Source organism: Variovorax sp. 770b2 (assembly GCF_900115685.1).
In the GTDB taxonomy this organism is placed as follows: domain Bacteria; phylum Pseudomonadota; class Gammaproteobacteria; order Burkholderiales; family Burkholderiaceae_C; genus Variovorax.
The window spans coordinates 314,255-340,364 of the sequence record NZ_FOXJ01000005.1; the positions used below are offsets into that span (position 1 = coordinate 314,255).

Here is a 26,110-nt window from a genome sequence, read left to right on the forward strand (position 1 = left end):
GCGAGGTTTCCCTCCCGGGCCAGAATCGAAGCACCATGAAAAGAATCCAGTTCCTTCAAGGGGCCGCCGTTGCGCTGCTGTGCATGGCCGCATCGTCCGCCAGCCTGGCGGAGGGCTACCCGAACAAGCCGATCCGGCTCATCGTGCCGTTCCCCGCGGGCGGCGCCACCGACCTTTTCGCCCGCACGCTCGGGCAGAAGATGGGCGAGAAGCTGGGCACCCAGCTGATCATCGACAACAAGCCCGGCGCCGGCGGCGCCATCGGCTCCGACCAGGCCGCCAAGGCCCCGGCCGACGGCTACACGCTGCTGCTGGCCACCACCAGCACGCATTCGATCGGCCCGGCCGTGATGCAGAAGCTGCCCTACGACACGGTGCGCGACTTCACGCCCATCGGCCACGTGGGCGATGCGCCCAGCATCATGCTGGTGCCGGTCACCTCGCCCGCCAAGACCGTGCGCGAGTGGATCGACTACGCCAGGAAGAACCCCGGCAAGCTCAACTACGCATCCAGCGGCAACGGCACCATCGTGCAGCTCACGGCCGAACTCTTCAAGGCGCAGGCCGGCGTGTTCGTGACGCACATTCCCTACAAGGGCACGGCGCTCGCCATCCCCGACCTCATCAGCGGCAAGATCGACGTGCTGTTCGACTCGCTCCCCACCGGCATGCCGCACGTGCGCGACGGCCGCCTGCGCGCCCTGGGCGTGACGACGCTCAAGCGTTCGCCGCTCGCGCCCGAGCTGCCGCCGATCGCCGACACGCTGCCGGGCTACGAGTCGAACACATGGTTCGGCTTCTATGGTCCGAAGAACCTGCCGGCCGACATCGTGGCGCGCGTCAACAAGGCAGCCAACGAGGCGATCGCCGATCCGGAAGTGAAGGACAAGCTCGCGCGCCTGGGCATCGAGCCCGCGGTCGCGGGCACGCCCGACCAGTTCGCGAAGATGGTGGCCATCGACGCGGCCAAATGGAAAAAGATCGTGGTCGAACGCAAGATCACCAACGAATAACGAGAGACCGCCGAGATGAACTTCGACTTCAACAACCCCTATCTTTCCACGCGCATTCCGATCTTCGCCCGCAACGTGGTGTCGACCTCGCACCCGCTGGCGTCGCAAGCCGGCCTGCGCATCCTGCAACAGGGCGGCAATGCCGTCGATGCGGCCATCGCCACAGCGGCCGTCATGACGCTGGTCGAGCCCGTGAGCAACGGCCTGGGCAGCGATGCCTTCTGCATCCTGTGGGACGGCAAGGAACTGCATGGCCTCAATGCCTCGGGCCCGGCGCCCAAGGCCTGGACGCCCGAATACTTCAAGGCCAGGTACGGCGCCGATGCCGTCACGCCGCCGATGCGCGGCATCGACTCGGTCACGGTGCCGGGCGCGGTGCGCGGCTGGGTCGCGATGAGCGAGCGCTTCGGCAAGCTGCCGTTCGCCGACCTGCTGGCACCGGCCATCGACATCGCCGAGCGCGGCTACCTCGTGCCGCCGGTGGTGCAGGGCAAGTGGGCGGCGGCCGCATCGCTGCTGGCATCGCAACCGGGCTTTGCGCAGACCTTTCTCCCCTGGGGCCGTGCGCCCGAAGTCGGCGAGCTGTTCCGCTTCGCGGCGGCGGCGCGTGCACTCAAGGCCATTGCCCGCACCAAGGGCGAGGCCTACTACACCGGCGAGATCGCCGAGGCACTCGCGAAGTTCTCGACCGAGCAGGGCGGCTCGCTCACCGTGGCCGACCTCGCGGCCTACCAGCCCGAATGGGTCAAGCCCATCTCGCGCGACTACCGCGGCCACACGCTGCACGAGATTCCGCCGAACGGCCAGGGCATTGCCGCGCTGATCGCGCTCGGCATCCTCGAGAAGTTCGACATCGCTTCGCTCCCGGTCGACTCGGTCGCTTCGCAGCACTTGCAGATCGAGTCCATGAAGCTGGCCTTCGCCGACGTGTACCGCTACGTGTCGGAGCCATCGTCGATGACGGTGACCCCCGCGCAAATGCTCGATGACGCGTACCTTGCATCGCGTGCGAGACTCATCGACGTGAAAAAGGCGCAGGACTTCAAGGCCGGCAACCCCGTCAAGGGCGGCACCATCTACCTCACCGCGGCGGACGAGAGCGGCATGATGGTGAGCTTCATCCAGAGCAACTACATGGGCTTCGGCTCGGGCTGCGTGGAGCCCGAATTCGGCATCAGCCTGCAGAACCGCGGCCACGGCTTCAGCCTCAAGGCCGAGAGCCCGAACGTGGTGGCACCGGGCAAGCGGCCGTTCCACACGATCATCCCGGCCTTCCTCACCAAGGACGGCCAGCCGGTCATGAGCTTCGGCGTGATGGGCGGCAACATGCAGCCGCAGGGCCACATGCAGACGCTGGTGCGCATGCTCGACTACAAGCAGAACCCGCAGGCCGCCTGCGATGCGCCGCGCTGGCGCTTCAACGCGGGGCTGGAGATCAACGTCGAGGCCGCGATGAACCCCGACACCGTGCAGGGCCTGCGCGACCTGGGCCATCATCTGGATGTCATCAACGATTCGTACCAGGACTTCGGCGCCGGCCAGTTCATCTGGCGCGCGGGCGATCCGTCGGTCGAAGGCTACGTGGCCGCGAGCGATCCGCGTCGCGACGGCGTGGCTGCAGGGTTTTAACGGGCACGCGATGATCGGGGGATGACCAAGACAGCCGTACAGACCGGCATTCCCCCTTCCCATGCCGGCGCAAAGAGCCTTGCGCCCGGCCTCATCCTCGCCTCGGTGGGCGCGATCGCCTTCAGCGGCAAGGCGATCATCGTCAAGCTGGCGTATCGCTACGGCGTCGATGCCATCACGCTCATCATGCTGCGCATGCTTTTTGCGCTGCCGCTGTTCGCGGTGATGGCGTGGTGGGCCGGACGCGGCAAGCCCGCGCTCACCTTTCGCGACTGGCTCGGCGTCGTCGGCCTGGGCTTCTCGGGCTATTACCTCGCGAGCTTTCTGGACTTCGCGGGGCTGGCCTACATCTCGGCCAGCTTCGAGCGGCTGATTCTCTATCTCAACCCCACGCTGGTGCTGCTCTTCGGCTGGCTCCTGTACCGGCGGCGCGCCACGCGCCCGCAGGTGCTGGGCATGGTCGTGAGCTATGCCGGCGTGCTGCTGGTGTTCGGCCATGAGCTCTGGACCGGCGGCGGCGGCAAGGGCGGCGGCGCCGCGGCCTGGGGCGCGTTCCTCGTGTTCCTGAGCGCGGTGAGCTATGCGGGCTACCTCGTCTACAGCGGCGAGTTCGTCAAGCGCCTCGGGTCGCTCAGGCTCGTGGGCCTGGCCACCACCGTGGCCTGCGTGCTGTGCATCCTGCAGTTCGTGCTGACGCGCCCGATCGACGTGGCATTGCAACTGGCACCCCAGGTCATCTGGCTGTCGGTGCTCAATGCGACGGTGTGCACGGCGGTGCCTGTCCTGATGGTCATGATGGCCATCGAGCGCATCGGCCCCGCGGTGGCCGCGCAAACCGGCATGATCGGGCCCCTGTCGACCATCCTCATGGGGGTGGTCATACTCGATGAGCCGTTCACCGCGTGGATCGCGGCCGGCACGGTGCTCGTCATTGCGGGCATCTTCGTTTTCACACGCAAGGGGCGCCAAGCCCCTGCACGATAGGAGCAACAAACATGGATCTGGGCATTGCAGGCAAGACCGCGCTGGTGTGCGGCGCGAGCAAGGGACTGGGCTACGGCTGCGCCGAGGCGCTGGTGCGCGAGGGCGTCAACGTGATGATCGTGGCGCGCGGCGCCGAGGCGCTGGAAGCGGCTGCGAAGAAGCTGGCCGAAGCGGCGGGCGCGTCGGGCGCGCCGTTCGTCAAGCACGTGGCGGCCGACATCACCACCGAAGCCGGCCGCGCCGCCGTGTTCGCGCTGGGGCACGACTTCGACATCGTCGTCACCAACGCTGGCGGCCCGCCACCCGGCGACTTCCGCAACTGGGACCGCGAGGCGTGGATCAAGGCGGTCGATGCCAACATGCTCACGCCGATCGAGCTCATCAAGGCCACGGTGGACGGCATGGCAAAACGCGGCTTCGGGCGCATCGTGAACATCACATCGAGCTCGGTGAAGTCGCCCATCGACATCCTGGGCCTCTCGAACGGCGCGCGCAGCGGCCTCACCGGCTTCGTGGCGGGCGTGGCGCGCACGGCCATCGCGGCGCAGGGCGTGACCATCAACAACCTCTTGCCCGGCTCCTTCGACACCGATCGCCTCAAGGGCACGATGGCCGGCGCGGCGCAGAAGACCGGCCAGGACTTCGACACCGTGTGGGAAGCCCGCAAGAAGAACATTCCGGCCAGGCGCTTCGGCACGCCGGCCGAGTTCGGTGCCATCTGCGCCTTTCTCTGCAGCCTGCAGGCCGGCTACATGACCGGGCAGAACGTGCTGGCGGACGGCGGCGCCTACCCCGGCACCTACTGAGCCGGCTCACGGGCGAGGCGAGGCGCATCGTGAGCAGCAACAACAGGTCTTTCGAAAAAATAACGCTGGTGTCGGTCACCGGGCTGCCCGATGCGCGCGGCGCGGCGATGGCCCTGCAGCACAGCCAGGCGCAGATGCCCGGCGCCCGCGCGCTGCTGTGCAGCCCGCAGGCGCCAGCCACCCTGGCGCCGGGCATCGACCATGTGCCGATCGCGCCGCTGAACTACCACGAGTACGGCTGGTTCATGATGTTCGCGCTCTGGCGCGTGGTGCAGACCGAGTTCGCGCTGGTGGTGCAGGAAGACGGCTGGGTCGTCAATGCGGACAACTGGCGCGACGAGTTCCTGGACTGCGACTACATCGGCGCGCCGATCCATCTCGCGAAGATCGACACGCCGCGCGGCGTGTACTGGCGCAATCGGTTCGAGTGGGCCGATGAACTGCAAAAGCCCGATCACATCGTCACGCCGATCCAGAACGGCGGCTTCAGCCTGCGCAGCCGGCGCTTCATGCGCGCGCTCATCGACCACCCGCACATCCGCGTGGAGATTCCGCCGCCCGATGCGGTGGAGGGCGAACCGCTGAAGATGCACTGGCAGCACAACGCGCTGCTCGAAGACGTGCAACTCAGCGGCGTGCTGCGTCCGGCGCTCGAAGCAGCCGGCATGCGGTTTGCGCCGCTGGAGCTGGCGCGCAGCTTTTCCATCGAGCATGCGGGGCCGCAGCTGCACCACGGCTACGACGCGATGCTGCTGTTCGGTCACCACGCGAAGATGCGGCAGCTGGCAAGCCTTTCGCCGCTCACGCTGCGTTCGCTGATTCCGCTGTCGCAGCTCGATGCCTGGTATGGCGAGCGCGACATCCTGCAGATGTTCGAGCGCAACGGCTACCGCATCGAGTTCGCGCCCGAACCACACGTGGCGGCGGCCTCGCGCAAGGTGTTCGATTGCGTCCTTTACAACGGCGAGGCCGATGTGTTGGCGATCCGGCTGCACGAGCTCGATGAGGTCGTCGACTGGTTCGTGATCGTCGAGGGAACCCGCACTTTCAGCGGGCTCGACAAGCCGGTGAGTTTCGATCCGGACGACCCGCGCATTGCGCGTTTCCTGCCGAGGATTCGACACGTGGTCGTTGACGATCTTCCGCTCGAAGGCGATGCGTGGTCGCGCGAAACGCTCCAGCGCAATGCGGTGCTCAGGGGCCTGTACGACGCCGGGCCCGACGATCTGATCCTGATGTGCGACGTGGACGAGATACCTCGTGCCTCGGTGGTCGGGCGCATGCGCGACGAGCGCACGCTCGACACCTACGGCTTCGTGCTCGACATGTATTACTTCTATGCCAACTACTGCAACGTCGAGGGGCCGGAAGCCGTGGCTGTCTGGGGCGTGGCCGCCACGGGCGCGCGGCTGGCGACCACCACGCCGGATCGCCTGCGCCATGAGGTGAGCCGTGGCCTTGTGCCTGCGTGCATCGTCCGCGGGGCCGGATGGCATCTCTCGTTTCTCATGGACGAGGCCGCTGTGCGGCGCAAGATCGGTGCCTTCTCACACCAGGAATACAACACTGCGGTGTTCCTCGAGTCGATCGACATCCCCGCGCTCGTGGCTGCGGGCGGTGACCTGTTCAGCCGTCCCGGATTCGTCTGGCGCATCGTGGCGCGCGAGAACGCACCTGCCTGGCTGATGTCGCAGCCGAACCTGAGCCATCTGTTCATCGAACCCGCCGCTTGATGCTTCGGCGAGCGCCGCATGATGCGGGCCGTGCCCTGCACGGAATGTGGCGGCCGCTTGTGCGTTCGAAGGCACGTGTGACCTCGAGGACCGGAGTTCCTCGGCCCGTTCCGCCGCATCGCTAGCGCCGCGACGCCACCACGATCCCGCCCACGATCAGCAAGAACGCCGCGCCGTGGTACCAGTGCGGCGCTTCGCGCAGGAACGCGGCCGACAGCACTGCCGCGAACAGCGGCGTAAGGTTCATGAAGATGCTCGCCGCCTGAGGGCCCGCGCGCTGCACGCCGGTGCCCCAGCAGCGGTAGGCCACCACCGCGGGACCGATGCCGATGAAGGCCATCGCGGCGACGAGCGGCCAGCCCAGGTCGATGTGGGCATCGGTCAGCGTCCACTCGCCGGCGGCCAGGGCGCCCGACCATGCAACGCCGAAAACCAGCTGCGCCATCAGGAAGGCGGCCCAGTCCTGCCGCACCTGCGCCGGCTCGTGCGTGCGCGCCAGCAGCCAGCTGTAGAAGGCCCAGGCAATGGTGCCCACGATCATGTAGAGATCGCCCGCCACCAGCCGCAGCCCGAGCAGCTGCCGCCATTCGCCGCGGCTCAGCACCAGCAGCACGCCGAGCATCGACAGCAGCGCGCCGGCGATCTCGCGTCCGCTGACGCGCGCGCCGAAGAACAGCGTGCCCGTGGCGAGCATCCACAGCGGCAGGCTCGAGCCCACGAGCGTGACGTTGATCGGCGTCGAGGTCTGCAGCGCCAGGTACTGGAAGGCGTTGTACAACCCGATGCCCAGGAGGCCGAGCAGCGAATAGCGCTTCCAGTGCGCCCAGAGCGGGCTGTCGCTGCGCAGCACCGATGCCGCGAACGGCAGCAACAGCAAGAACGCGATCGTCCAGCGCGCGAAGTTCAGCGTGAGCGGCGACACCAGCTCGCGCACCAGCCGGCCGACGACGGCATTGCTGGCCCAGAGCAGCGGCGGCACGAGCAGCAGGAGGACGGTGAGGGGCGTGAGGCGCTGAGTCTGCATGGACGCCGACTCTAACGGGCCTTGCGGGCGTCTTCCGGCCGGCACCAAACGTGGCACGATAGCCCGGATGATTTCCGACGACGCGAGGGGCAACGAGGACGAGGATGCGCTGACCATCCTGGTTCCCACGTACCGCAACGATGCCAAGGCCCGCCGCGTGCTGGCCGGACTGGCGGCGCTGGTGGCAGCCAGCCAGGGGCGCATGCGCCTGGTGGTCGGCGACAACAGCCAGGACGCGCAGAAGCACGAATTCCTGTGGCGCCTGGCCGAGTGGAGCCCCGGCCTCATCGACATTCACTGTCGGCCGCAAAGGATCTCGGGGCAGATGAACCTGCTGGATCTTTTCGGAAAGTCGGCCTCCGGAATCCTGATGTTCCATGCCGACGACGACTACGTCTCGGACGACTACATGGTGCGCGCGCACGAGATCCTGCGGCAGGACCCCGGCGTCTCCGCCGCCTACACCTCGTACATCGTGAGCAAGGGCGGCTCCATCCTCACGGTGCCCCGGACGGCGCCGCAGCTCGACCAGGCATCGCCGGTCGAGCGGCTGGTGGAGAACCACAACTGCTGGGGCGGCTACAACCTGTTGTTCTATTCGGTCTTCAGGAAGCGCAGCCTTGAGGGCACGGTCGCCTTCCTGAACGCCTGCCCGATCGAGGCGCCTTTCCACGACTGGTGGTTCAGCTACGCGATGGTCTGCAGCGGCAGCGTGCGCAACGCCGCGGCGGGCCAGATCCTGTATGCGGCCGAAGGGACCCACGAGATGGGCGGCAACGACTCGGTCGCCCACTACGCGGCGCTGGGCTTGCCGCCGATCGTGAGCCACCTGCAACTGCTGTTCACCGCGGCCGAGGGGGCCTGCTTCTTCCTCGGGACGTATTCGCCGCTGGCACAGGCGGCCGACCGCCAGGCCTGCGCCCAGTTCATGCTCGATCTGAACATCGGGATCGCCGTCGAACGGTTCCGGCAGAGCGACCTGCCCGCGCTCGGCATCCAGGGCGAGGTGCTGCGGCAACTGACCACGGTCTTCCTGGCCGGCAACTGGATCGCGCTCGAAAGCCTCATCGATTTCCTTCACCTCGTGCTGGCGCAGACGAATGCCGACCTGGCCGACCGGTACCGCGGCTTCCTGAACGATGCGATGAGAATCCCCGCGTGAGACCCGGGCCGGGTTTTTCGCTACTGTCCGCTCCACCCACCTTTCCGAGAACCACCCTATGAGCAAAGCTGTCCGTATCGACCGCCATGGCGGCCCCGAAGAACTGAAGATCGTCGACGTGGAGGTCGGCGACCCCGGCCCCGGCGAAATACGCATCAGCCACAAGGCCGTGGGCCTGAACTTCATCGACACCTACCAGCGCAGCGGGCTCTATCCGTTCCAGATGCCGCTGCAGCTGGGCATGGAAGCCTCGGGCGTGGTCGAGGCGGTGGGCGAGGGTGTCGCGCACCTGGCGCCCGGCGATCGCGCCGCCTATGCGAGCAACCCGCCCGGCGCGTACAGCGAGCTGCGCGTGATGCCGGCCAAGAACGTCTGCAAGCTGCCCGACGCCATCTCCTTCGAGACCGGCGCGGCCATGATGCTCAAGGGCCTGACCACGCAGTACCTGCTGAAGAAGACGCTGCCTGCCGAGGGCCTTCAGCCCGGCGACTTCATCCTGTTCCATGCCGCAGCAGGCGGTGTCGGTCTCATCGCCTGCCAGTGGGCCAAGGCGCTGGGCCTGCAGCTGATCGGCACCGCGGGCAGCGACGCCAAGTGCAAGCTGGCGCTCGCGCACGGCGCGGCGCACGCCATCAACTACAGCACCGAGAACTTCGCGGCCCGCGTGAAGGAGATCACCGGCGGCAAGGGCGTGAAGGTGGTGTACGACTCGGTGGGCAAGGACACCTACGAGGGATCGATCGAGTGCCTGCGCCCCTTCGGCCTCCTGGCCATCTTCGGCAACGGCTCGGGGCCGGTGCCGCCGATCAACCTGGGCACGCTGGCCTCCAAGGGCTCGCTCTACGTGACGCGGCCCACGCTGTTCACCCACATCGCCACGCGCGAAGCCACGCAGGCGATGGCGGACGACCTCTTCGCGGTGGTCGCGAGCGGCGCGGTGAAGATCCCGATCGACCAGCGCTACGCCCTGGCCGACGTGCAGCAGGCGCACCGCGACCTGGAGGCGCGCAAGACCACGGGCTGCACGATCCTCACGCTCTGAGCCTGCGGGCGGGGCAGGGCCGGGCCGGGCCGGCGCGCAGCCAGTCTTGTCCTACCCGCGCTGGGGTGTCATGCCTTCGACTTGTGGCGGGCGCACTTTGTAGCCTTGTGACCCAAGCGCAGAGGCAAGAAGTCATGACCACCATCCGCACCTTCATCGTCGAAGACAACCCCACCATCCGCGAGAGCCTCGTGGGCACGTTGCGCGAGGTGGCGCGCGTCGATCCGGTCGGCCAGGCCGAGACGGAGGCCGAAGGCTCGAACTGGCTCACGCGCAACCCGGCGCTGTGGGACCTGGCCATCGTCGACCTGTTCCTGAAGGACGGCACCGGTTTTCGCGTGCTCGAGGCCTGCCGCCACCGCGATCCGGCGCAAAAGGTCGTGGTGCTCAGCAACTACGCCACGCCCGAGATCCGGCGCAAGTGCGCGCACCTGGGTGCCGACGCGGTGTTCGACAAGGCCACGGAAATCGACGACCTGATCGACTACTGCCAGCGCCGCCGCCAGGAGCGGTTCAACCTGCAAACCTCACACTGAGGCGGGGCGATTCGGGGCGGAGGCGGCAAGCGATGCCGCGCTTCGCCGAAAATGACCCCCAGGCGCGAGGAGCACGCGCCGGGCTCCGCAAATTGGCGACGAGATTCATGCGCGGAAATCACTCATTCTTCTGCTGAATCTGCCGCACGGGTCGCGTCGTGGGGCGCTCGTTCCGTCATGTCCCGCTCCCGCTTTCTTCCCGACAACTTCACTTTCGCGCTTCTCTTTGTCGTCACCCTGGCCAGCTTGCTGCCCGCGAGCGGCGATGTGGCGCACCTCTTCGAATTGCTGACGACGGTGGCCATCGGCCTCCTGTTCTTCCTGCATGGTGCCAAGCTGTCGCGCGAGGCGATCATGAACGGCATCACGCACTGGCGGCTGCATCTCTTGGTGTTCTGCAGCACCTTCGTGCTGTTTCCGCTGCTGGGGCTGGCGCTCAAGCCCTTGCTCCTGCCGCTGATGACGCCCGAGCTCTACACCGGGGTGCTGTACCTCTGCGTGCTGCCTGCCACGGTGCAGTCGGCGATCGCGTTCACGGCGATGGCGCGGGGGAACCTTCCGGCTGCGATCTGCAGTGCGTCGGCGTCCACGCTGCTGGGGGTGTTCATCACGCCGGTGCTGGTCAATCTCGTGGTGCTGCCGAATGGCGGCCATGCGAGTTCGTCGCTGGGGTCGATCGGGCGCATCCTGCTGCAACTGATGGTGCCGTTCCTGGTCGGGCATCTGTTGCGTCCCTGGATCGGCCAATGGATCCAGCGGCGTGCGGCGGTGCTGAAGTTCGTGGACCAGGGGTCGATCCTGCTGGTGGTTTACACGGCCTTCAGCGCGGCGGTGATCGAGGGGCTATGGCGGCAGGTGCCTGCGCATGCGCTGGTGGGGCTGCTCGTGGCATGCGCGGTGGTGCTGGGGCTTGCACTGGCCCTGACGACGCTGATGGCGCGCAAGCTGGGGTTCGACAGGGAGGACGAGATCACCATCGTCTTCTGCGGCTCCAAGAAGAGCCTGGCCAGCGGGATTCCGATGGCCAAGGTGCTGTTTCCCTCGCACGCCGTGGGGGCCATCGTGCTGCCGTTGATGCTGTTTCATCAGATGCAGTTGATGGTGTGCGCTGTGCTGGCTCAGCGGTATGCGCGGCGAGGGCGCGTTGAGACTTCTGTCTTGAAGACGGCTGAGTAGGTTTTATTTTCCGGGACCCGGCCTCAGGTCCGGAAAAGAAAAACTAGTTCTCGATCTTCCCAAGCCGGGATTCACGCAACCGGCTGGGCGCCAGAGCCCCCGCCGACTCCAGGATCGGATAGGCAATCGAGCAGATGTGCGAATTGATGCGCTTCAGATCGCTGATCAGGTCGATATGCAATGAACTGGTCTCGATGCTGAGCGTCGTCCGGTCCGACAGCCGATCCAGGTGAGTCGTCGCATAGGCCCGCTCCAGATCCCGGAACCGGGCCTTCTCTTCAAGCAGCTTCTGCGCATCCCGAACATTCCCGTTCAGGAACACGCTCATGCTCAGCCGCAGGTTGGCCACCAGCCGCCCATGCAGCTCGACGATCTCCGCCATCCCGGCCTCCGAGAAATTGCGCTGCGGCTTGATCTTCTTGTCTTCGACATCGATGATCACCCGCTCGATGATGTCGCCGATCTGCTCCATGTTGATCGTGAAGCTGATGATGTCCGTCCAGCGCCGGCTTTCCTCTTCGCCCAGCGCCTCGCGCGAGATGCGCGTCATGTAGTACTTGATGGCCGAGTACAGCTCGTCCACCGTGTCGTCCAGTTGCCGCAGCTCCTGCGACAGCCGCGTGTCGTTGTTGCGGATCACGTCGAGCACGCCGATCAGCATGGTCTCCACGATGTCGGCCTGGTGCAGGGCCTCGCGCGCGGCGTTCGAGATCGCGAGCGAAGGCGTCGAGAGCGCCGAGGGGTCCAGGTGCTGCGGCCGGCTGGTGCCGGAGGCCTGCGGTGTCGGCAGGATGCGCGTCACGAGCTTGGCGACCCATTGCGTGAGGCCGATGAAGCCGATGCTGATGACGATGTTGAAGGCCAGGTGGAACAGCACCACGCCGTGCGTCTGGTTCGGCAGCTCCGGCTGCACGTAGCGGATCCACAGGCCGATGAAGGGCGCCACGATCGCCACGCCCAGCGCCTTGAAGAGCAGGTTGCCGACTGTCACCTGCCGCACCGACACCACCGACTTCGCCGTGGTCAGCACGGCGAGCAAACCGCTGCCCAGGTTGGCGCCGAGCACCAGGCCCAGCGCGACATCCAGCGGCACCACGTTCGACGTGGCCATGGCGGCGACCAGCAGCACCACGGCCAGGCTCGAATAGGCCACGATGGCCAGCACGGCGCCGATGGTGATCTCCAGCAGCACATCGCTGTTGATCGATGCCAGCACCGCCCGCATCGCAGGGGCCGAGAAGAGCGGCTCGGTGGCTTCCACCACCAGCTGCAGCGCGAGCAGCATCAGCCCCAGGCCGATCAGCACCCGCCCCACGCGGCCGGCCACGGTGGACGAACGCGTGATGAACAGCACCACCCCCACGAAGATGAACATCGGCGAGAGCCATGAGAGGTCCGCCGAGAACAGCACCGAGATCAGTGCCGTGCCCACGTCGGCCCCCCGCATCACCGCCAGCGCCGCCGGCAGCGTGACCAGGCCCTGCCCGACGAAGGACGAGGTCATGAGCGAGGTGGCGGTGCTCGACTGCACCAGCGCCGTCACGCCGATGCCCGAGAGGGCGGCCGTGAACCGGTTGCGCATGCTCTGCACGAGGATCTTGCGCAGGTTGGCACCGAACACGCGCAGCACCCCGGTGCGAACCAGATGGGTGCCCCACACCAGCAGTGCGACTGCCGCGAGCAGATTCAGGAGATGCTTCATGGGGGGCGGGTTCTGTCCTTTTCGTTTCGGTTCGTTTCGACCCCATTTTCCACAAGTGGCGATTCAGTCGATCAGCGCTCCGTTGTCGTGGAAGGGATAAGGGCCTTCGAAGCGGCCGGAGGCCGCCAGATGAGTGACCAGCCGCCCGCTGCGCGCGGACCATGCGTGCACCCGGAAACCAGGTGGCTCCAGCGTCCACGCCGAGGGTGCGCCGGGTGCCAGGTCGAGGCAAATCTGGTGCGCGGGGGCTGGCGAGGTCGAGGCGATGGTGCCGCCGAAGCGCACGTCGATGGCGCGGTGCAGGTGGCCGCAGATCACGCGCTCGACGTTGGGGTGGCGGGCGATCAGCGCTTCGAGCGCGTCGGCACCTTGCAGCAGGCCGATGTCGTCCATGTGCCCGATCAGCGTCGTGAAAGGCGGGTGGTGCATCGCGACCACGACGGATTCGCCGCGGCAGGCGTCCAGCTGTGCTTCGAGCCAGCCCAGGCGCTTTTCGCACAGCGTGCCGTGGCTCGCGCCGGGCACGCAGGTGTCCAGCGTCAGCAGCCGCAGCGCGCCGACGCGCACCGAGTACTGGATGAAGCCGCCCGTGTCGTCGCCCGTGCCGAGGTACGCGTGGCCGGGAAAGCTCCGGCGCAACTGGTCGCGGTCGTCGTGGTTGCCGGGCATCAGGTAGACCGGCATGGCGAGCGGCGCGAGCAGGCGCGCCAGGTGCTCGTACTCGGCGGCGCGGCCGAAGTCGGTCAGGTCGCCGGTGATCACCACCGCATCGGGCGACTGCCGCAGGGCCAGCACCGACTGCACCGCCTGCTGGAGATAGGGCGCGGTGTCGATGCGCCCATAGGCCAGCCGGCCCGGCTCGCGGATGTGAAGGTCGGTCAGCTGGACCAGGAAGGTGTCGGGGGTCATGGTCATCATGCGCTGGGCTCCTGCGACGTCATCAGGCGATCGGGGTGCACGCGAAGGCCCACCGGATCGCCCGGACCGAAGGGGTTGTCCCGCCCCACGTCGGCCACCAGCACGGGCTGGTCTTGCACGCGCAGTTGAAGCTGCACGCGGTCGCCGAGGAAGGTGCGGCGTTCGACGATCGCGGCACCCCAGTCGGGCCGGGGCGCGCTCACTTCGACGTCTTCGGGTCGCACCAGCAGCATGGCATGGCTCTGCCAGGCGGCTGGGCAAGGCAGGGTGCTTCCGCCGAGTCGGACGACGCCTTGCGCGATGGCCTCGGGCGCGCGCTCCAACCGGTTGACCCGGCCGAGGAACTCCGCGACGAAGGGATGCGCGGGCGCGCGGTACAGGTCCTCGCCACGTCCCACCTGCACGATGCGGCCGGCGCACATCACGGCGAGCCGGTCGGCGATGGCCAGCGCCTCCTGCTGGTCGTGCGTGACGTGGATGGCGGTGATGTGCAGGCGGCGCAGCAGCTCGGCGAGCTCGTCGCGCAGCGACTCCTTGAGCTTGGCGTCCAGCGCGGCCAGCGGTTCGTCCAGCAGCAGCACGCGCGGGCGCACGGCCACGGCGCGCGCCAGGGCCACGCGCTGGCGCTGGCCGCCGGAGAGTTCGGCGGGGCGCTTGTTCTCCAGCCCGTTGAGCCGCACGAGATCGACCAGTTCGCCGACCGCGCGCTTCTCTTCATCGGGCGCCACGCCGCGGATGCGCAGGCCATAGCCGATGTTGGCCGCCACCGTCATCTGCGGAAAGAGCGCGTAGCTTTGGAACACCATGCCCACGCCGCGATGCTCGACCGGGCGCTGCGTGACGTCCTGGCCGCCGAAGACGATGCGGCTGCCCGCGTCGGGCGCCTCCAGCCCCGCGATCAGCCGCAGCAGCGTGGTCTTGCCGCAGCCCGAGGGGCCGAGCAGGGCGAGCACCTCGCCGGGCTCCACGTGCAGGTCGGTGGGCTGCAGGCCGCGCGTGCCGTCTGCGTAGGTCTTCGCGCAGTTGGAGATGTCGATGGGGATGCGTTCAAGTTCCATGGCGTTTCTGCATCAGGTTGGCAAGGTACTGCAGGCCCCACAGCACCGGGAGGATCACGGCGAAGAAGACCAGCGTGTAGGCCGATCCGACCTCGATGCGCATCGAGGCATAGCTGTCGGCCAGCCCCACGGGCAGCGTGCGGGTGAGCGGCGTGTGCAGCATCCAGGTGAGGTTGAATTCGCCCACCGAGAGCGTGAACACCATCAGGCTGCCGGCCACGATGGCCGGGAACACGGCGGGCACGAGGATGCCCATGAAGCGCTGGCGGAAGTTCGCGCCCAGCGAGCGCGCGGCCTCCTCCAGCGCGAGCAAGTCGTCGCGCTGGAAGGCCGAGCCCACGGTGCGCACCATGAAGGGCAGCGTGAAGACGATGTGGCCCACGAGGATGAAGGCGAAGCTCGTGCGAAAGGCGGTGAGCTGGCCGTAGGCGAGGATCAGCGCGAGGGCGGTGGCAAGGCCCGGCACGGCGACGGGCAGCGTCAGCAGCTCCTCGAAGATGCGCGCGGCCCGCGAGCGGCTGCGCGCCAGCGCATAGGCGCAGGGCACGCCGAGCAGCACCGTGCCGATCACGCAGGCGACGGCCAGCGCGATCGACCAGCCGACGGTGCCTCCGTAGTTCTCCCACACCTCGCCGAGCCAGCGCAGCGTGAGGCCGCTCTTCAGGCCCGCGCTGTAGTTGTTGACCAGCCCCGCCATCACCGACAGCAGCATCGGCGCGATCATGAAGAGGCTCACCAGCACGGTGATGGCCAGGAGGAATGGCGCCCTGGGTTGCGTGTTCTTGCGCATGTCCGTGTCTCCTTCAGCGAGCGACCGGGTTGGCCCCGAAGCGCCGCGCGACGAACAGCACCAGCCAGGTCGCGAGGCCCAGCGAAATCGACAGCGACGCGGCGAGCGCGAAGTTGGCGTAGTTGGTGAACTCGTTGTAGATGGTGATCGGGATCACCTCGAACTTGCTGGCCAGCGTGAAGGCCGTGCCGAAGGCGCCCATCGAGGTCGCGAACAGGATCGCGCCGCAGGCCAGTGTGGTGGGCGCGAGCTCGGGCATCCACACGTCGCGCGCTACGCAGAGGCGCGAGGCCCCGAGCGAACGGGCGGCCTCCTCGAGCTGCATGTTCATCGCCTCGGCTGCCGCCGCATAGGTCGCAACGGCGCGCGGCAACGAGAAATACAGGTACGCGAGGAACAGGCCGAGCAGGCCGTAGGCGAAGGTGATGCGCTGGCCGATGAGGCTGTCGCTCACGTCCGCCACCAACCCTTGCCGCCCGCCCAGCAGGATCACGAAGAAGCCGACGATCACGCCCGGGAACGACAGCGGCAGCGTGAGCAGCGACAGCAGCACGCGCTTGCCGATGAAGGCATGGCGCGCGAGGTAGATGCCCACCGCCGCGCCCAGCACCAGCGTCGCCAGCGTCACGGCCACCGACAGCACGACGGTGTTGACCATGCTTTGCAGATAGCGCGAATCGGTCAGCACCGCGAAGTAGGTGGCCCAGCCCTTGTCGGCCGGCAGCGCAAGCAGCCGCACCACCGGCAGCAGCCAGAAGGCCGTGAAGAAGGCGGCTGCGGGCGCCACGCAGGCGAGCAGCCGCCAGCGTGGGTTCCAGGCGTTGGCGGGCTTCATCTCAGAGGCAACTGAAGATCAGCGCACCTCTTTGAGGTAGCGGTCGGAGAACGCGCGCTGGGCCTCGGCCATGCGGGCGTAGTCCACGCTCTTGGCGCGCGCGTATTCGCTGGCCGGCAGGAACTGCGCCTCGATCTCCTTGGGCATCGCGCTCGCGCGCACCGGGCGCAGGTACGCCTTGGCCCAGATCGCCTGGCCTTCGTCGGACAGCGTGAAGTCGAGCACCTTCTTCGCGTCGGCCGCGTGCGGCGCCTTGGCGACCAGGCTCATCACGTAGGGCACGACCAGCGTGCCTTCGCTCGGGATGACGAAGGCGACGTTGGCCTTGTCCTTGTACCTGGCGCGGTAGGCGTTGAAATCGTAGTCCAGCAGGATCGCGATCTCGCCCGAGAGCACGCGCGCGTACGACGTCTGCTTGGGCACGATGGGCTCGTTCTTCTGCAGCGCCTTGAAGTAGTCGATGCCCGGCGCGAAGTTGTCCAGCGTGCCGCCACGCGCCTGGTTGACCGCCACCGCGCCCACGTAGCCGACGAAGGCCGAGGCGGGGTCCAGGTAGCCGATGAGGCCCTTGTATTCGGGCTTGAGCAGGTCGGCCCACGACTTCGGGATCGGCTTGCCCTTGAGCGCATCGACGTTGACCATGAAGCCGAGCGTGCCCGAGTGGATGGTGAACCAGTTGCCCGCCGGGTCCTTCAGGCCGTCGGGAATGTCTTTCCACGCGGCCGGCCTGTAGGGCTCGACCAGCCCGTCCTTGGCGGCCTGCACCGCGAAGGTCACGCCCAGGTAGGTGACGTCGGCGACGGGGCTGGCCTTCTCGGCCGCCATCTGCGCGAGCGACTGGCCCGAGTTCTTGTTGTCGGGCGGCACGGTGACGCCCGTCCTGGCCTTGATGGCCTTGAGCTGCGTGCCCCAGTCGGCCCATTCGGTCGGGCAGTTGTAGCAAATGGCGGTCTGGGCCATGACGCTGCCGGCGGCAACGAAGGTGGCGGCGAGCAGCCCGACGCGGGCGATGCGGGAAAGGCGGAGGGACATGAAGAAGCTCCTTGAGGGATGTGGGCGTAGGTGTGAGCGGGGGGGGGTGATCAATCGATGGCAACGTCGCACGCGGATGCGCACGACTCGCCGTCGCGGAAGGTGTGGGGCAAGAGCAGGCTCGCGTCGGCCTGCAGCGTGGTGCCGCCGGCCATCGCCTGGACCAGCAGCTCGACGCTGTGGCGGCCGATGTCGCTGTTGGGCTGCGCGATGGTGGTGAGCGCGGGCGTGAGGTCTTCGCCGAGCGCGATGCCGTCGAAGCCGATCACGCTGAGGTCCTCGGGCACCGAGAGGCCGCCCAGGTGCGCGGCGCGGATGCTGCGGATGGCGAGCAGGTCGTTCGAGCAGACGAGCGCGGTGGGGCGGTTGTCGGCCTGCAGCACGTTGGCCAACGCGTCGACGGCGCTTTCGACAAAGGGCACTTCGATCAGCGGCGGTGCCTTGAGTCCGGCATCGGCCATGCCCTTGCGGTAGCCGCGCAGGCGCTGTTGCGCGCGGTCGGACGCAGCGAGCGTGCCGCTGACCATCGCGATGCGGCGATGGCCGAGCAGCACGAGGCGCGCGACCGCATCGGCCACGGCGGCTTCGCTGTCGACGGTGACGCAGGGGTGGTCCGCGTGCCGGTTGTAGGCGAGCACATAGGGCGTGCCGGTGGTGCGCAGCCGCGCGAGCGCCTTCGAGGTGGACGGGTTGGAGACCACGAGGATCAGCCCGTCGACGTTGCCGGCGAGCAGCAGCTGGACCGCGCGCTCTTCCTCGTCGAGCCGGTAGCCCGTGGTGACGGGGAGGATCGCGTAGCCGCCCGCGATGGCCGCGCGCGCGATGCCCTGCAGGCATTCGGCGAAGGTCGGGTTCAGCAGCGTGGGCAGCACGACGCCCAGCGCACGGCTGCGCTGGGTGCGCAAGGTGCGCGCACTGGCGTTGGGCACGTAGTGCAGCTCGCGCGCGACGCGCTCCACCAGCTCGCGCGTGGCGGGCGTGACCTTGTCGGGGAAATTGAAGGCCCGCGACACGGTGGCCACGGAGACCTTGGCTTTGGCGGCTACGGCTTGGATGCTCATCGTGCGGTATTCATGTAATCGATTACATTGAACCGCGGCAGTATGACTTCGTCATGACATCGATTGAAGCGGGGAGAAACCCTCGGCGTGCCGGCAACGGTCGGGCGCGTGCGAGCCGGCCCCAAAAAAAAGGGCCCGAAGGCCCTTTGACTAACTGCTTTACTTGCCCCGGCGAACCCGCCGGATCTCGTCCACGATGAGGCAGATGGCCCCGAGCGTGATCGCGCTGTCCGCCGCATTGAACGCCGGGAAATACCAGTTGCCCGCGTGGAAGCTCAGGAAGTCGACGACGTAGCCGTGCATCATCCGGTCGACCACGTTGCCGATGGCGCCGCCCAGGATGCAGGCCATCGCGAACGAAAACAGCTTCTGCCCCGCGTGCGACTTCAGCATCCAGACGATGAACACGGCAGCCGCCACGCCGATCGCCGTGAAGAACCAGCGCTGCCACCCCGAGTGGTCGGCGAGGAACGAAAACGCAGCGCCCGTGTTGTGCGCCCGCACGACGTTGAAGAAGCTCGTCACGTAGGTCGCATCGCCCAGCTTGTAGTAGCCCAGGATCAGCGTCTTGGTGAACTGGTCGATGATCACGATGATCACCGCCAGCCCGAGCCAGGGCCAGATGCCCAGGCTGCCACCGCGCGAGCGCGATGCCGATGCGGAGCGTGTCGTGGCCATCAGGCAAAGCTCCGCGATTCGCCGGCGCCGAACAGGTTGCTGGTGCAACGGCCGCAGATCGTCGGGTGCGCCGGGTCGTGGCCCACGTCCTCGCGGTAGTGCCAGCAGCGCTCGCACTTCTGCGCGGTGCTCGGTGCCACGGTGATCGCGAGCGTTTCGCCCGCTGCCAGCGCGATGGCCGAGGTGATGAAGACGAACTTCAGGTCGTCGCCCAGCGTGCTCAAGAGCGCGAAATCGTCGGCCGGTGCGCTCAGTTGCAGGTCGGCCTGCAGCGATGAGCCGACCTTGCCTTCGGCGCGCACGGCTTCGATGTCCTTGTTCACCACGTCGCGGATCTCGCGGATGCGGCTCCACTTGGCGAGCAGTGCCTCGTCGGGCGCGGCGAACTGGCTGTAGGTCTGCGTGAAGATCGATTCGCCCGGCTTGCCGGTGCTCACGAATTTCCACGCTTCCTCGGCGGTGAAGCTCAGGAACGGTGCCATCCAGCGCAGCATCGCCTGCGAGATGTGCCAGAGCGCCGTCTGCGCGCTGCGGCGCGCGAGCGAGCCCGGCGCGCTGGTGTAGAGGCGGTCCTTCAGGATGTCCAGGTAGAAGCCGCCCAGCTCTTCCGAGCAGTAAATCTGCAGCTTGGACACCACCGGGTGGAACTCGTACACCTTGTAGTGCGCCAGGATCTCGGCCTGGAACTGCGAGGCGCGGGCGAGTGCGTAGCGGTCGATCTCGAACAGCTTGTCCAGCGGCACCGCATCCTTCTGGATGTCGAAGTCGCTGGTGTTCGCGAGCAGGAAGCGCAGCGTGTTGCGGATGCGGCGGTACGAATCGACCACGCGCGCGAGGATCTTGTCGTCGCCCGCGATGTCGCCCGAGTAGTCGCTCGCAGCCACCCAGAGGCGGATGATTTCCGCGCCCAGCTTGCTGCTGATTTCCTGCGGGTCGATGCCGTTCTTGAGCGACTTGCTCATCTTGATGCCCTTGGCATCGACCGTGAAGCCGTGCGTGAGCAGGCCCCGGTACGGCGCGCGGTCTTCCATTGCGCAGGCGATCAGGAGCGACGAATGGAACCATCCGCGATGCTGGTCGTGGCCTTCGAGGTACAGGTCGGCTTCGGGGCCCGTCTCGTGGTGCACGGTGGGGTGCGTGCCGCGCAGCACGTGATAGAAGGTCGAGCCCGAGTCGAACCACACCTCCAGGATGTCGGTGCTCTTGGTGTAGCTGGGCGCATCTTCGGCACCCAGGATCTCTTCGACGGTCACGCGGCTCCAGGCCTCGATGCCGCCCTTCTCGACGATGTCGGCGGCCTGGTCGAGGATTTCCATGGTGCGCGGATGCAGCTCGCCCGAGTCCTTGTGCAGGAAGAACGGGATCGGCACGCCCCAGCTGCGCTGGCGGCTGATGCACCAGTCGGGCCGGCCGGCGATCATGTCGTGCAGGCGGGCCTTGCCGTTCTCGGGATAGAAGCTGGTCTGCTCGATCGCGTCGAGCGCGGTCTGGCGCAGCGTCTTGGGCGCCTTGTCCTTGGTGAACACGCCTTCGCCCTCGTCCATGCGGATGAACCACTGGGCTGCCGCGCGGTAGATCACCGGCGTCTTGTGGCGCCAGCAATGCGGGTAGCTGTGGGTGATGGTCTCGGTGGCCAGCAGGCGGTTGGCGTCGCGCAGCGCCGCGACGATCACCGGCACGGCCTTCCAGATGTTCTGGCCGCCGAAGAGCGGGAGGTCGGGCGCATAGCTGCCGTTGCCCTGCACCGGGTTCAGGATGTCGTCGTAGGCCACGCCGTGGGCGATGCAGGAGTTGAAGTCGTCCACGCCGTAGGCAGGCGAGGAGTGGACCAGGCCCGTGCCGTCGGTGGCTGTGGCGTAGTCGGCCAGGTAGATCGGCGACAGGCGCTCGTAGCCCGCATCGACGTCGTACAGCGGATGCTCGAACTCCAGGCCTCCGAGCTTCTCGCCCTTGACCGTGGCCAGCACCTTGCCGTCGAGCGCATAGCGCGTCATGCACATCTCGACCAGCGAGTTGGCCAGGATGAGGAGGCCCCGCTCGGTGTCGACCAGCGAGTATTCGATCTCGGGGTTGAGGTTGATCGCCTGGTTGGCCGGGATGGTCCACGCGGTGGTGGTCCAGATCACGGCGAAGATGTCACCGAGGATCGTGTGGTCGGTCTCGAAGGCCTTGAGCACCTTCTCGCGCTCGTGCGCCTTGAAGGCGACGTCCACGGTATGGCTCTTCTTGTCGGCGTATTCGATTTCGAATTCGGCAAGCGACGAGCCGCAGTCGAAGCACCAGTACACCGGCTTCAGGCCCCGGTAGACGAAGCCGCGCTCGATCACGCGCTTGAACGCGCGCAGCTCGCCGGCTTCGTTGGCGAAGTCCATTGTCTTGTAGGGATGGTCCCATTCGCCCAGCACGCCCAGGCGCTGGAAGTCGAGCAGCTGCTGCGCGATCTGCTCGGTGGCGAAGGCGCGGCTCTTGGCCTGCATCTCGTCGCGGCTCAGGTTGCGGCCGTACTGCTTTTCGATGGCGTTCTCGATCGGCAGGCCATGGCAATCCCAGCCGGGCACATAGAGCGCGTCGTAGCCTTCGAGCTGGCGCGCCTTGGTGACCATGTCCTTCAGGATCTTGTTGACCGCATGGCCCATGTGGATCTGGCCGTTGGCGTACGGCGGGCCGTCGCCCAGGATGAACTTGGGTGCGCCGTGGCGGGCGTCGCGCAGGCGCTGGTAGCGGCCTTCGTCGTTCCATTCCTTGACCCAGCCCGGTTCGCGCTTGGGCAGGTCGCCGCGCATCGGGAAGGGGGTGTCGGGCAGGTTCAGCGTGGAACGGTAGTCGGTGGGGGAAGCAGCGTCAGACATGTTGGGTGCGAAACAGAGGGGGCTTCGACAGGCTCAGCCCGAACTGCATTGAGCGGTCGGTGCGGAAGATATAGCCGTTCGCCCTGAGCTTGTCGAAGGGCGGCAGCACGGGGCGTGCAGGGCTAAATTCGGTCGCGCGTGGTCTGGCGGTGGGTTTCGGCGTGGGTCGAAGCAAAGAACGCACGTGCGTCGCGCCCATCCTTGGCGATGCCCGCTGTGAGGGCCTCGAGGCTGGTGTAGCGCAATTCGTCGTGCAGTTTGTGCAGAAGTTCCACGCGGACGATTTTACCGTAGGCCCCTTCGGTTCCCAGATGCGAGGGCCACTCCAGGCAGTGCGTCTCCAGCAGCACCCGGCCGGCGTTGACGTCGTTGGCGTCCAGCGAGGGGCGCACGCCGAGGTTGGCCACGCCGGGCAAAGGCTTGTCGGCCAGGCCGTGGACCAGCACCGCGAAGATGCCGCTGGCGGCCGGTTTCCAGTGCTTGAAGCGCAGGTTGAGGGTGCGAAAACCGTCGTCCTGGCCGGGCGCCGACGCGCCCAGCGCGCGGCCGAGCTTGCGGCCGTGGACCACGTGGCCCGAAATTGCGTAGGGCCGGCCGAGCAGCGTCTGGGCGTCGGCCATGCGGCCCTCGGCCAGCGCCTCGCGCACGGCCGAACTGGACACGCGCAGGCCGTGCACCTCGTAGCTGTTCATGCGCGCCACGTCGAAGCCGCGCGCATCGCCGGCCGCATCGAGCATGGCGTAGTCGCCGGCCCGCTTGGCGCCGAAGCGGAAGTCGTCGCCCACCAGCACGTAGCGCGCGCCCAGGCCGTCGACCAGCACGTTCTGGATGAATTCCTCGGGCGACTGGGAAGCGAGCCGGCCGTCGAAGGGCAGCACGATGGTCTGCGCCACGCCGCAGGCGGCGAGCTCGCTCAACTTGTCGCGCAGGGTGCCGATGCGCGCGGGGGCGAGATCGGGTTTCTTGGTGAGGGCCGCGAAATAGTCACGCGGGTGCGGCTCGAAGGTCAGCACGCAACTGGGCAACCCGCGCTGGCGGGCCTCGGTCTGCAGGAGCGCGAGCATGGCCTGGTGGCCACGGTGCACGCCGTCGAAATTGCCAATGGTGAGGGCGCAGGCCGGAGCCACGCCCGGGTGCCGGAAGCCGCGAAAAACCTGCATCGGTGAGTATCTTTTTGATAGCGCCTTGCGCCCGTCGAATGGGCGAATCAGGCCGTTTTGTCACAAAGCCGGTATATTGTGACGCAGTGCGTCGACTGGCGTGGGTCTCCGATGCGCTCCGTGTCCCTGGTCTTTCCGTGTTCTCTCACTTTCTTGAGGAGGCGTGTGTGAAGGTCTTGAAGCTGTCGGCCCAAGGGCTGCCCCAGTCATGGATATCGCTCGAACAGGCGGTGATCCACTACGCGGCGGACGAAGTTCGCTGGGAAGTGGGCGCGCAGGTGGCGGTGTTTCGCGGGGGCCACAACGCCGTCACGGGCGAGCAGTCGCAGATCGCGATCAACAGCATCATCGGCACCAAGGGCGTGCCGCGCATCAATCCCTTCACGCAGCGTCCGGGGCTCACCAACAGCAAGCTCTTCTCGCGGGACCGCAATGTCTGCGCCTACTGCGGCGGGCATTTCCACGAAGACGAGCTCACGCGCGAGCACATCATTCCCTTTGCCCAGAAGGGCATCGACACCTGGATGAACGTGGTCACGGCCTGCAAGCCCTGCAACCACCGCAAGAGCAGCCGCACGCCCGAGCAGGCGAACATGCCGCTCTTGTACGCCCCCTACGTGCCCAGCCTCTGGGAAGATTTCATTCTGCGAAACCGCCGCATCCTGGCGGACCAGATGGAGTTCCTGATGGCGCACCTGCCGCAAAGCTCGCGGCTGCACGACAGCTAGGCTCTTCAGCGCTTCCAGTCCGGCGGGCGTTTCTCGATGAAGGCCTGAACGCCTTCGAGCGCGCTCTCGTCCATCATGTTGCAGGCCATGGTCTGGCTGGCGTCTTCCAGCGCGGCTTCGATGCCGGTTTCCAGCTGGCGGTAGAAGAGCGCCTTGCCCAGCGCCAGCGCCTTGCGGGGCTTGGCGACGATGCTGGCGACCAGCGCCTGGACCCCTGCGTCGAGTTCGGCCGGCGCCGCCACCCGGTTGACCAGCCCCTTCTCCCGCGCTTCCTGCGCACTGATGAATTCACCGGTCACCAGCATCTCGAAGGCTTCCTTGCGGCCGAGGTTGCGCGACAGCGTGACGCTCGGCGTGGCGCAGAACAACCCCACGTTGACGCCGCTGACCGCAAAGCGCGCATCGCTCGACGCCACGGCCAGGTCGCACACGGCGACCAGTTGGCACCCGGCAGCGGTTGCAATGCCGTGCACGCGCGCGATCACAGGCACGGGCAGCCGCTGGATCGACAGCATCATCGCGCCGCAGCGCTCGAAGAGCTGCTGGTAGTAGCCGAGCGAGGGCTCGGCGCGCATTTCCTTCAGGTCATGTCCCGCGCAGAAGGCCTTGCCCTCGGCCGCGATGACGACGGCGCGCACGGTCTCGTCGGCCGCGATGTCGGCCAGCGCCTTTTCCAGCGCGCCGAGCATGCCCTCCGACAGGGCGTTGAAGGACGCCGGGCGGTTCAGCGTCAGCGTGACCACGCCGCGCGCATCGCGCGCCGTCAGCACGAAAGGGGAGGCCGTGTCGTTCATGGCGGTGATCCTCAATAGGTCAGTTCGAGCACGGTCACGTGCTCCTTCACCGCCGGCCACGTCAGGCCGGTGATGCGCTCGCCGTTGAATTCGCCGGTGACCGCGCGCTGCTGCTCGCTTGCCGCGATGCGCAACCTGGAGCTCGACACGCCCGAGCCCTTGGGCGGCACGCCGGCCGGCAGGCTTTGCCCGTCGAAGCGCATCGTGTCGCGCTCCGCATCGAAATACCCGCGCGGCCGCGTGAAGACCACGACCACGTTGGCGCTGCCGTCGGCCGGCGTGATGCGCTCGGGCCGCAGGTGCACGACGCCACCGCTGCGCGGGAACGGACTGCGGTAGATGTGCGTGGTGCCGTAGCCGGCCGCGCTCAGCACGAACTCGTACGCCGTGCCGCCCCGCGCGCTGAAAGGTCCCCAGCGCCCGTCGGCGCCGATGTTCTTGCTGTGCAGCGCATCGCCTTGCCGCACGCCCGTGGCCGGATCGACGGCGTAGATGCGCAGCTGCCCGCCGTTCAGCGAGAGGTTCTCCGCGCCGATCGCGCGGCCATTGAGCACGACATTCGTTTCGGCTGCCACCGCCGTGCTGCGCGACGCCTGGCCGGTCAGGAACTGCCAGGTCGCAGCAAACGCAGCGGGCGAGAACGAGGTCTCGCGGTGATCGGCGCGCGGCAGCACGACATTCGTCGCGCCCTTGAGCGCCGGCCCGTCGAAGCCGATGTTTGTCGGCTTGCCGGGCACGCCGATCCACACGCCATCGGGCTGCGCGTACTTGTCGTTGTTGTCCGAGCGCAGCGTGAGCCACTTCACGCCGGGCGTGACCTCGTCGCCGTTCGCGCCCTTGGGCGCATTGAGTTGCTGCATGAAGCCCGACAGCCCCGAGAACTCGTTGTTCTCGCGGAAACCCTTCACCGCCCAGATGCCGTGCGCCGGGTTGCCGCCCAGCACCACGTGGCTCACCACGGCCGCGCCGCCGCCGTTCTGCACGTAGTTGCGGATCGTGTTGCCGCCGCGCGAGTTGCCGATCAGCACCACCTTGCCGGCGCCCGTGGCCTTGAGCACCTTGTCGACCTCGGCTTTCAGGAAGACGGCCGAATCGGTGGTCGAGCTGCGGCCCGGCTGCGCGACCGCGTCGTCGTCGCGGGCCACCGGATTCGGCTGGTCGACCGCAAAGAGCCGGTCGCGCGGCCAGCCGTTCGACTCGAAGCGCCAGATCGTGGTTTGCCACAGCGCCGCCGAGTCGCCATTGCCGTGCATGAAGACGATCGGCGGGCGCTCGGTGAACGAGGGCGTCGGAGCGGTGGCGCAGGCGGTCAGCATGGCGGTCGAGGCGAGCCCGAGGGCAAGGATGGTGCGGCGGGATTGCATATTTCGTTCCTGGCTGGGTTCCAAGTGAAAACGCCC

23 protein-coding genes and 1 pseudogene are annotated in these 26,110 nt (G+C 67.4%); 10 read left to right on the forward strand and 14 right to left on the reverse strand.

What is annotated here, in order from left to right; all coding sequences use genetic code 11:
- Positions 1 to 35: 35 nt before the first annotated feature.
- From BM133_RS25400 to BM133_RS25420, 5 genes are read left to right on the forward strand one after another with little or no spacing between them, the layout of a single operon-like run.
- Positions 36 to 1,013, forward strand: coding sequence for a Bug family tripartite tricarboxylate transporter substrate binding protein (locus BM133_RS25400; RefSeq protein ID WP_093440056.1), 978 nt, complete (start codon positions 36 to 38; stop codon positions 1,011 to 1,013).
- 15 nt (positions 1,014 to 1,028) lie between these two features.
- On the forward strand, positions 1,029 to 2,642 hold the full coding sequence (locus BM133_RS25405) for a gamma-glutamyltransferase family protein (protein WP_093440058.1): 1,614 nt from the start codon (positions 1,029 to 1,031) through the stop codon (positions 2,640 to 2,642).
- 21 nt (positions 2,643 to 2,663) lie between these two features.
- Entirely contained in the window at positions 2,664 to 3,626 is a 963-nt protein-coding gene (locus tag BM133_RS25410; RefSeq protein ID WP_093440061.1) for a DMT family transporter, read from the forward strand.
- 11 nt (positions 3,627 to 3,637) lie between these two features.
- Complete coding sequence (locus tag BM133_RS25415) at positions 3,638 to 4,432, forward strand: SDR family oxidoreductase (protein ID WP_093440063.1); 795 nt, start codon at positions 3,638 to 3,640, stop codon at positions 4,430 to 4,432.
- Between the two features lie 29 nt (positions 4,433 to 4,461).
- Entirely contained in the window at positions 4,462 to 6,165 is a 1,704-nt protein-coding gene (locus BM133_RS25420; RefSeq protein ID WP_143100217.1) for a DUF5672 family protein, read from the forward strand.
- A 121-nt stretch (positions 6,166 to 6,286) separates the two neighbouring features.
- Here the strand turns inward: BM133_RS25420 and BM133_RS25425 are convergent, their stop codons facing one another.
- Positions 6,287 to 7,189, reverse strand: coding sequence for a DMT family transporter (locus BM133_RS25425; protein WP_093440068.1), 903 nt, complete (start codon positions 7,187 to 7,189; stop codon positions 6,287 to 6,289).
- A 67-nt stretch (positions 7,190 to 7,256) separates the two neighbouring features.
- Here BM133_RS25425 and BM133_RS25430 point away from each other — a divergent pair, with 67 nt between their 5' ends.
- From BM133_RS25430 to BM133_RS25445, 4 genes are all read left to right on the forward strand, one after another.
- Positions 7,257 to 8,351, forward strand: a complete 1,095-nt coding sequence (locus tag BM133_RS25430; RefSeq protein WP_177224939.1) for a glycosyltransferase family protein — start codon at positions 7,257 to 7,259, stop codon at positions 8,349 to 8,351.
- Positions 8,352 to 8,409: 58 nt separating this feature from the next.
- Complete coding sequence (locus BM133_RS25435; RefSeq protein WP_093440073.1) at positions 8,410 to 9,393, forward strand: quinone oxidoreductase family protein; 984 nt, start codon at positions 8,410 to 8,412, stop codon at positions 9,391 to 9,393.
- 134 nt (positions 9,394 to 9,527) lie between these two features.
- Entirely contained in the window at positions 9,528 to 9,929 is a 402-nt protein-coding gene (locus tag BM133_RS25440; RefSeq protein ID WP_093440076.1) for a response regulator, read from the forward strand.
- Positions 9,930 to 10,106: 177 nt separating this feature from the next.
- Positions 10,107 to 11,105 (forward strand): bile acid:sodium symporter family protein, encoded by a 999-nt coding sequence (locus BM133_RS25445; RefSeq protein ID WP_093440079.1) that lies wholly within the window; start codon positions 10,107 to 10,109, stop codon positions 11,103 to 11,105.
- Positions 11,106 to 11,148: 43 nt separating this feature from the next.
- Here the strand turns inward: BM133_RS25445 and BM133_RS25450 are convergent, their stop codons facing one another.
- The 11 genes and pseudogenes from BM133_RS25450 to BM133_RS25495 all read right to left on the reverse strand — a co-directional run bounded on the left by BM133_RS25450 (position 11,149) and on the right by BM133_RS25495 (position 23,188).
- Positions 11,149 to 12,807, reverse strand: a complete 1,659-nt coding sequence (locus BM133_RS25450; protein ID WP_093440081.1) for a Na/Pi cotransporter family protein — start codon at positions 12,805 to 12,807, stop codon at positions 11,149 to 11,151.
- 63 nt (positions 12,808 to 12,870) lie between these two features.
- Positions 12,871 to 13,722 carry a phosphodiesterase gene (locus BM133_RS25455; RefSeq protein ID WP_093440084.1) on the reverse strand — a complete coding sequence of 284 codons (852 nt, stop codon included), beginning with the start codon at positions 13,720 to 13,722 and terminating at the stop codon, positions 12,871 to 12,873.
- Positions 13,722 to 14,147, reverse strand: a complete 426-nt coding sequence (locus tag BM133_RS35795) for a TOBE domain-containing protein (protein WP_371286358.1) — start codon at positions 14,145 to 14,147, stop codon at positions 13,722 to 13,724. Before BM133_RS35795 ends, BM133_RS25455 begins: the two co-directional genes overlap by 1 nt.
- Before the next feature lie 192 nt (positions 14,148 to 14,339).
- A pseudogene (locus BM133_RS35800) lies at positions 14,340 to 14,678 on the reverse strand (ABC transporter ATP-binding protein); the annotation flags it as partial.
- A gap of 94 nt (positions 14,679 to 14,772) precedes the next feature.
- The gene (locus tag BM133_RS25465; RefSeq protein WP_093440089.1) at positions 14,773 to 15,573 is read right to left on the reverse strand and encodes an ABC transporter permease; all 801 of its coding nucleotides are present in this window, start codon (positions 15,571 to 15,573) and stop codon (positions 14,773 to 14,775) included.
- A gap of 13 nt (positions 15,574 to 15,586) precedes the next feature.
- Positions 15,587 to 16,408: an ABC transporter permease gene (locus BM133_RS25470; RefSeq protein WP_093440091.1), complete on the reverse strand. Its 822-nt coding sequence runs from the start codon at positions 16,406 to 16,408 to the stop codon at positions 15,587 to 15,589.
- A gap of 18 nt (positions 16,409 to 16,426) precedes the next feature.
- Entirely contained in the window at positions 16,427 to 17,440 is a 1,014-nt protein-coding gene (locus BM133_RS25475; protein WP_093440094.1) for an ABC transporter substrate-binding protein, read from the reverse strand.
- 50 nt (positions 17,441 to 17,490) lie between these two features.
- The gene (locus BM133_RS25480; RefSeq protein WP_093440096.1) at positions 17,491 to 18,501 is read right to left on the reverse strand and encodes a LacI family DNA-binding transcriptional regulator; all 1,011 of its coding nucleotides are present in this window, start codon (positions 18,499 to 18,501) and stop codon (positions 17,491 to 17,493) included.
- Between the two features lie 159 nt (positions 18,502 to 18,660).
- Positions 18,661 to 19,179, reverse strand: a complete 519-nt coding sequence (gene lspA, locus BM133_RS25485) for a signal peptidase II (protein ID WP_093440099.1) — start codon at positions 19,177 to 19,179, stop codon at positions 18,661 to 18,663.
- Positions 19,179 to 22,028, reverse strand: a complete 2,850-nt coding sequence (ileS, locus tag BM133_RS25490) for an isoleucine--tRNA ligase (protein WP_093440101.1) — start codon at positions 22,026 to 22,028, stop codon at positions 19,179 to 19,181. The genes lspA and ileS overlap by 1 nt, the downstream gene beginning before the upstream one ends.
- A gap of 122 nt (positions 22,029 to 22,150) precedes the next feature.
- Positions 22,151 to 23,188, reverse strand: coding sequence for a bifunctional riboflavin kinase/FAD synthetase (locus BM133_RS25495; RefSeq protein WP_093440104.1), 1,038 nt, complete (start codon positions 23,186 to 23,188; stop codon positions 22,151 to 22,153).
- Positions 23,189 to 23,355: 167 nt separating this feature from the next.
- On the opposite strand from BM133_RS25495, the gene BM133_RS25500 reads away from it, so the two are divergent.
- Entirely contained in the window at positions 23,356 to 23,916 is a 561-nt protein-coding gene (locus BM133_RS25500) for an HNH endonuclease (RefSeq protein ID WP_093440106.1), read from the forward strand.
- A 5-nt stretch (positions 23,917 to 23,921) separates the two neighbouring features.
- On the opposite strand, the gene BM133_RS25505 is transcribed toward BM133_RS25500, so the two are convergent.
- Positions 23,922 to 24,710: an enoyl-CoA hydratase gene (locus tag BM133_RS25505; RefSeq protein ID WP_093440109.1), complete on the reverse strand. Its 789-nt coding sequence runs from the start codon at positions 24,708 to 24,710 to the stop codon at positions 23,922 to 23,924.
- A gap of 11 nt (positions 24,711 to 24,721) precedes the next feature.
- Positions 24,722 to 26,074 carry an alpha/beta fold hydrolase gene (locus BM133_RS25510; RefSeq protein WP_093440112.1) on the reverse strand — a complete coding sequence of 451 codons (1,353 nt, stop codon included), beginning with the start codon at positions 26,072 to 26,074 and terminating at the stop codon, positions 24,722 to 24,724.
- Between the last annotated feature and the right edge of the window lie 36 nt (positions 26,075 to 26,110).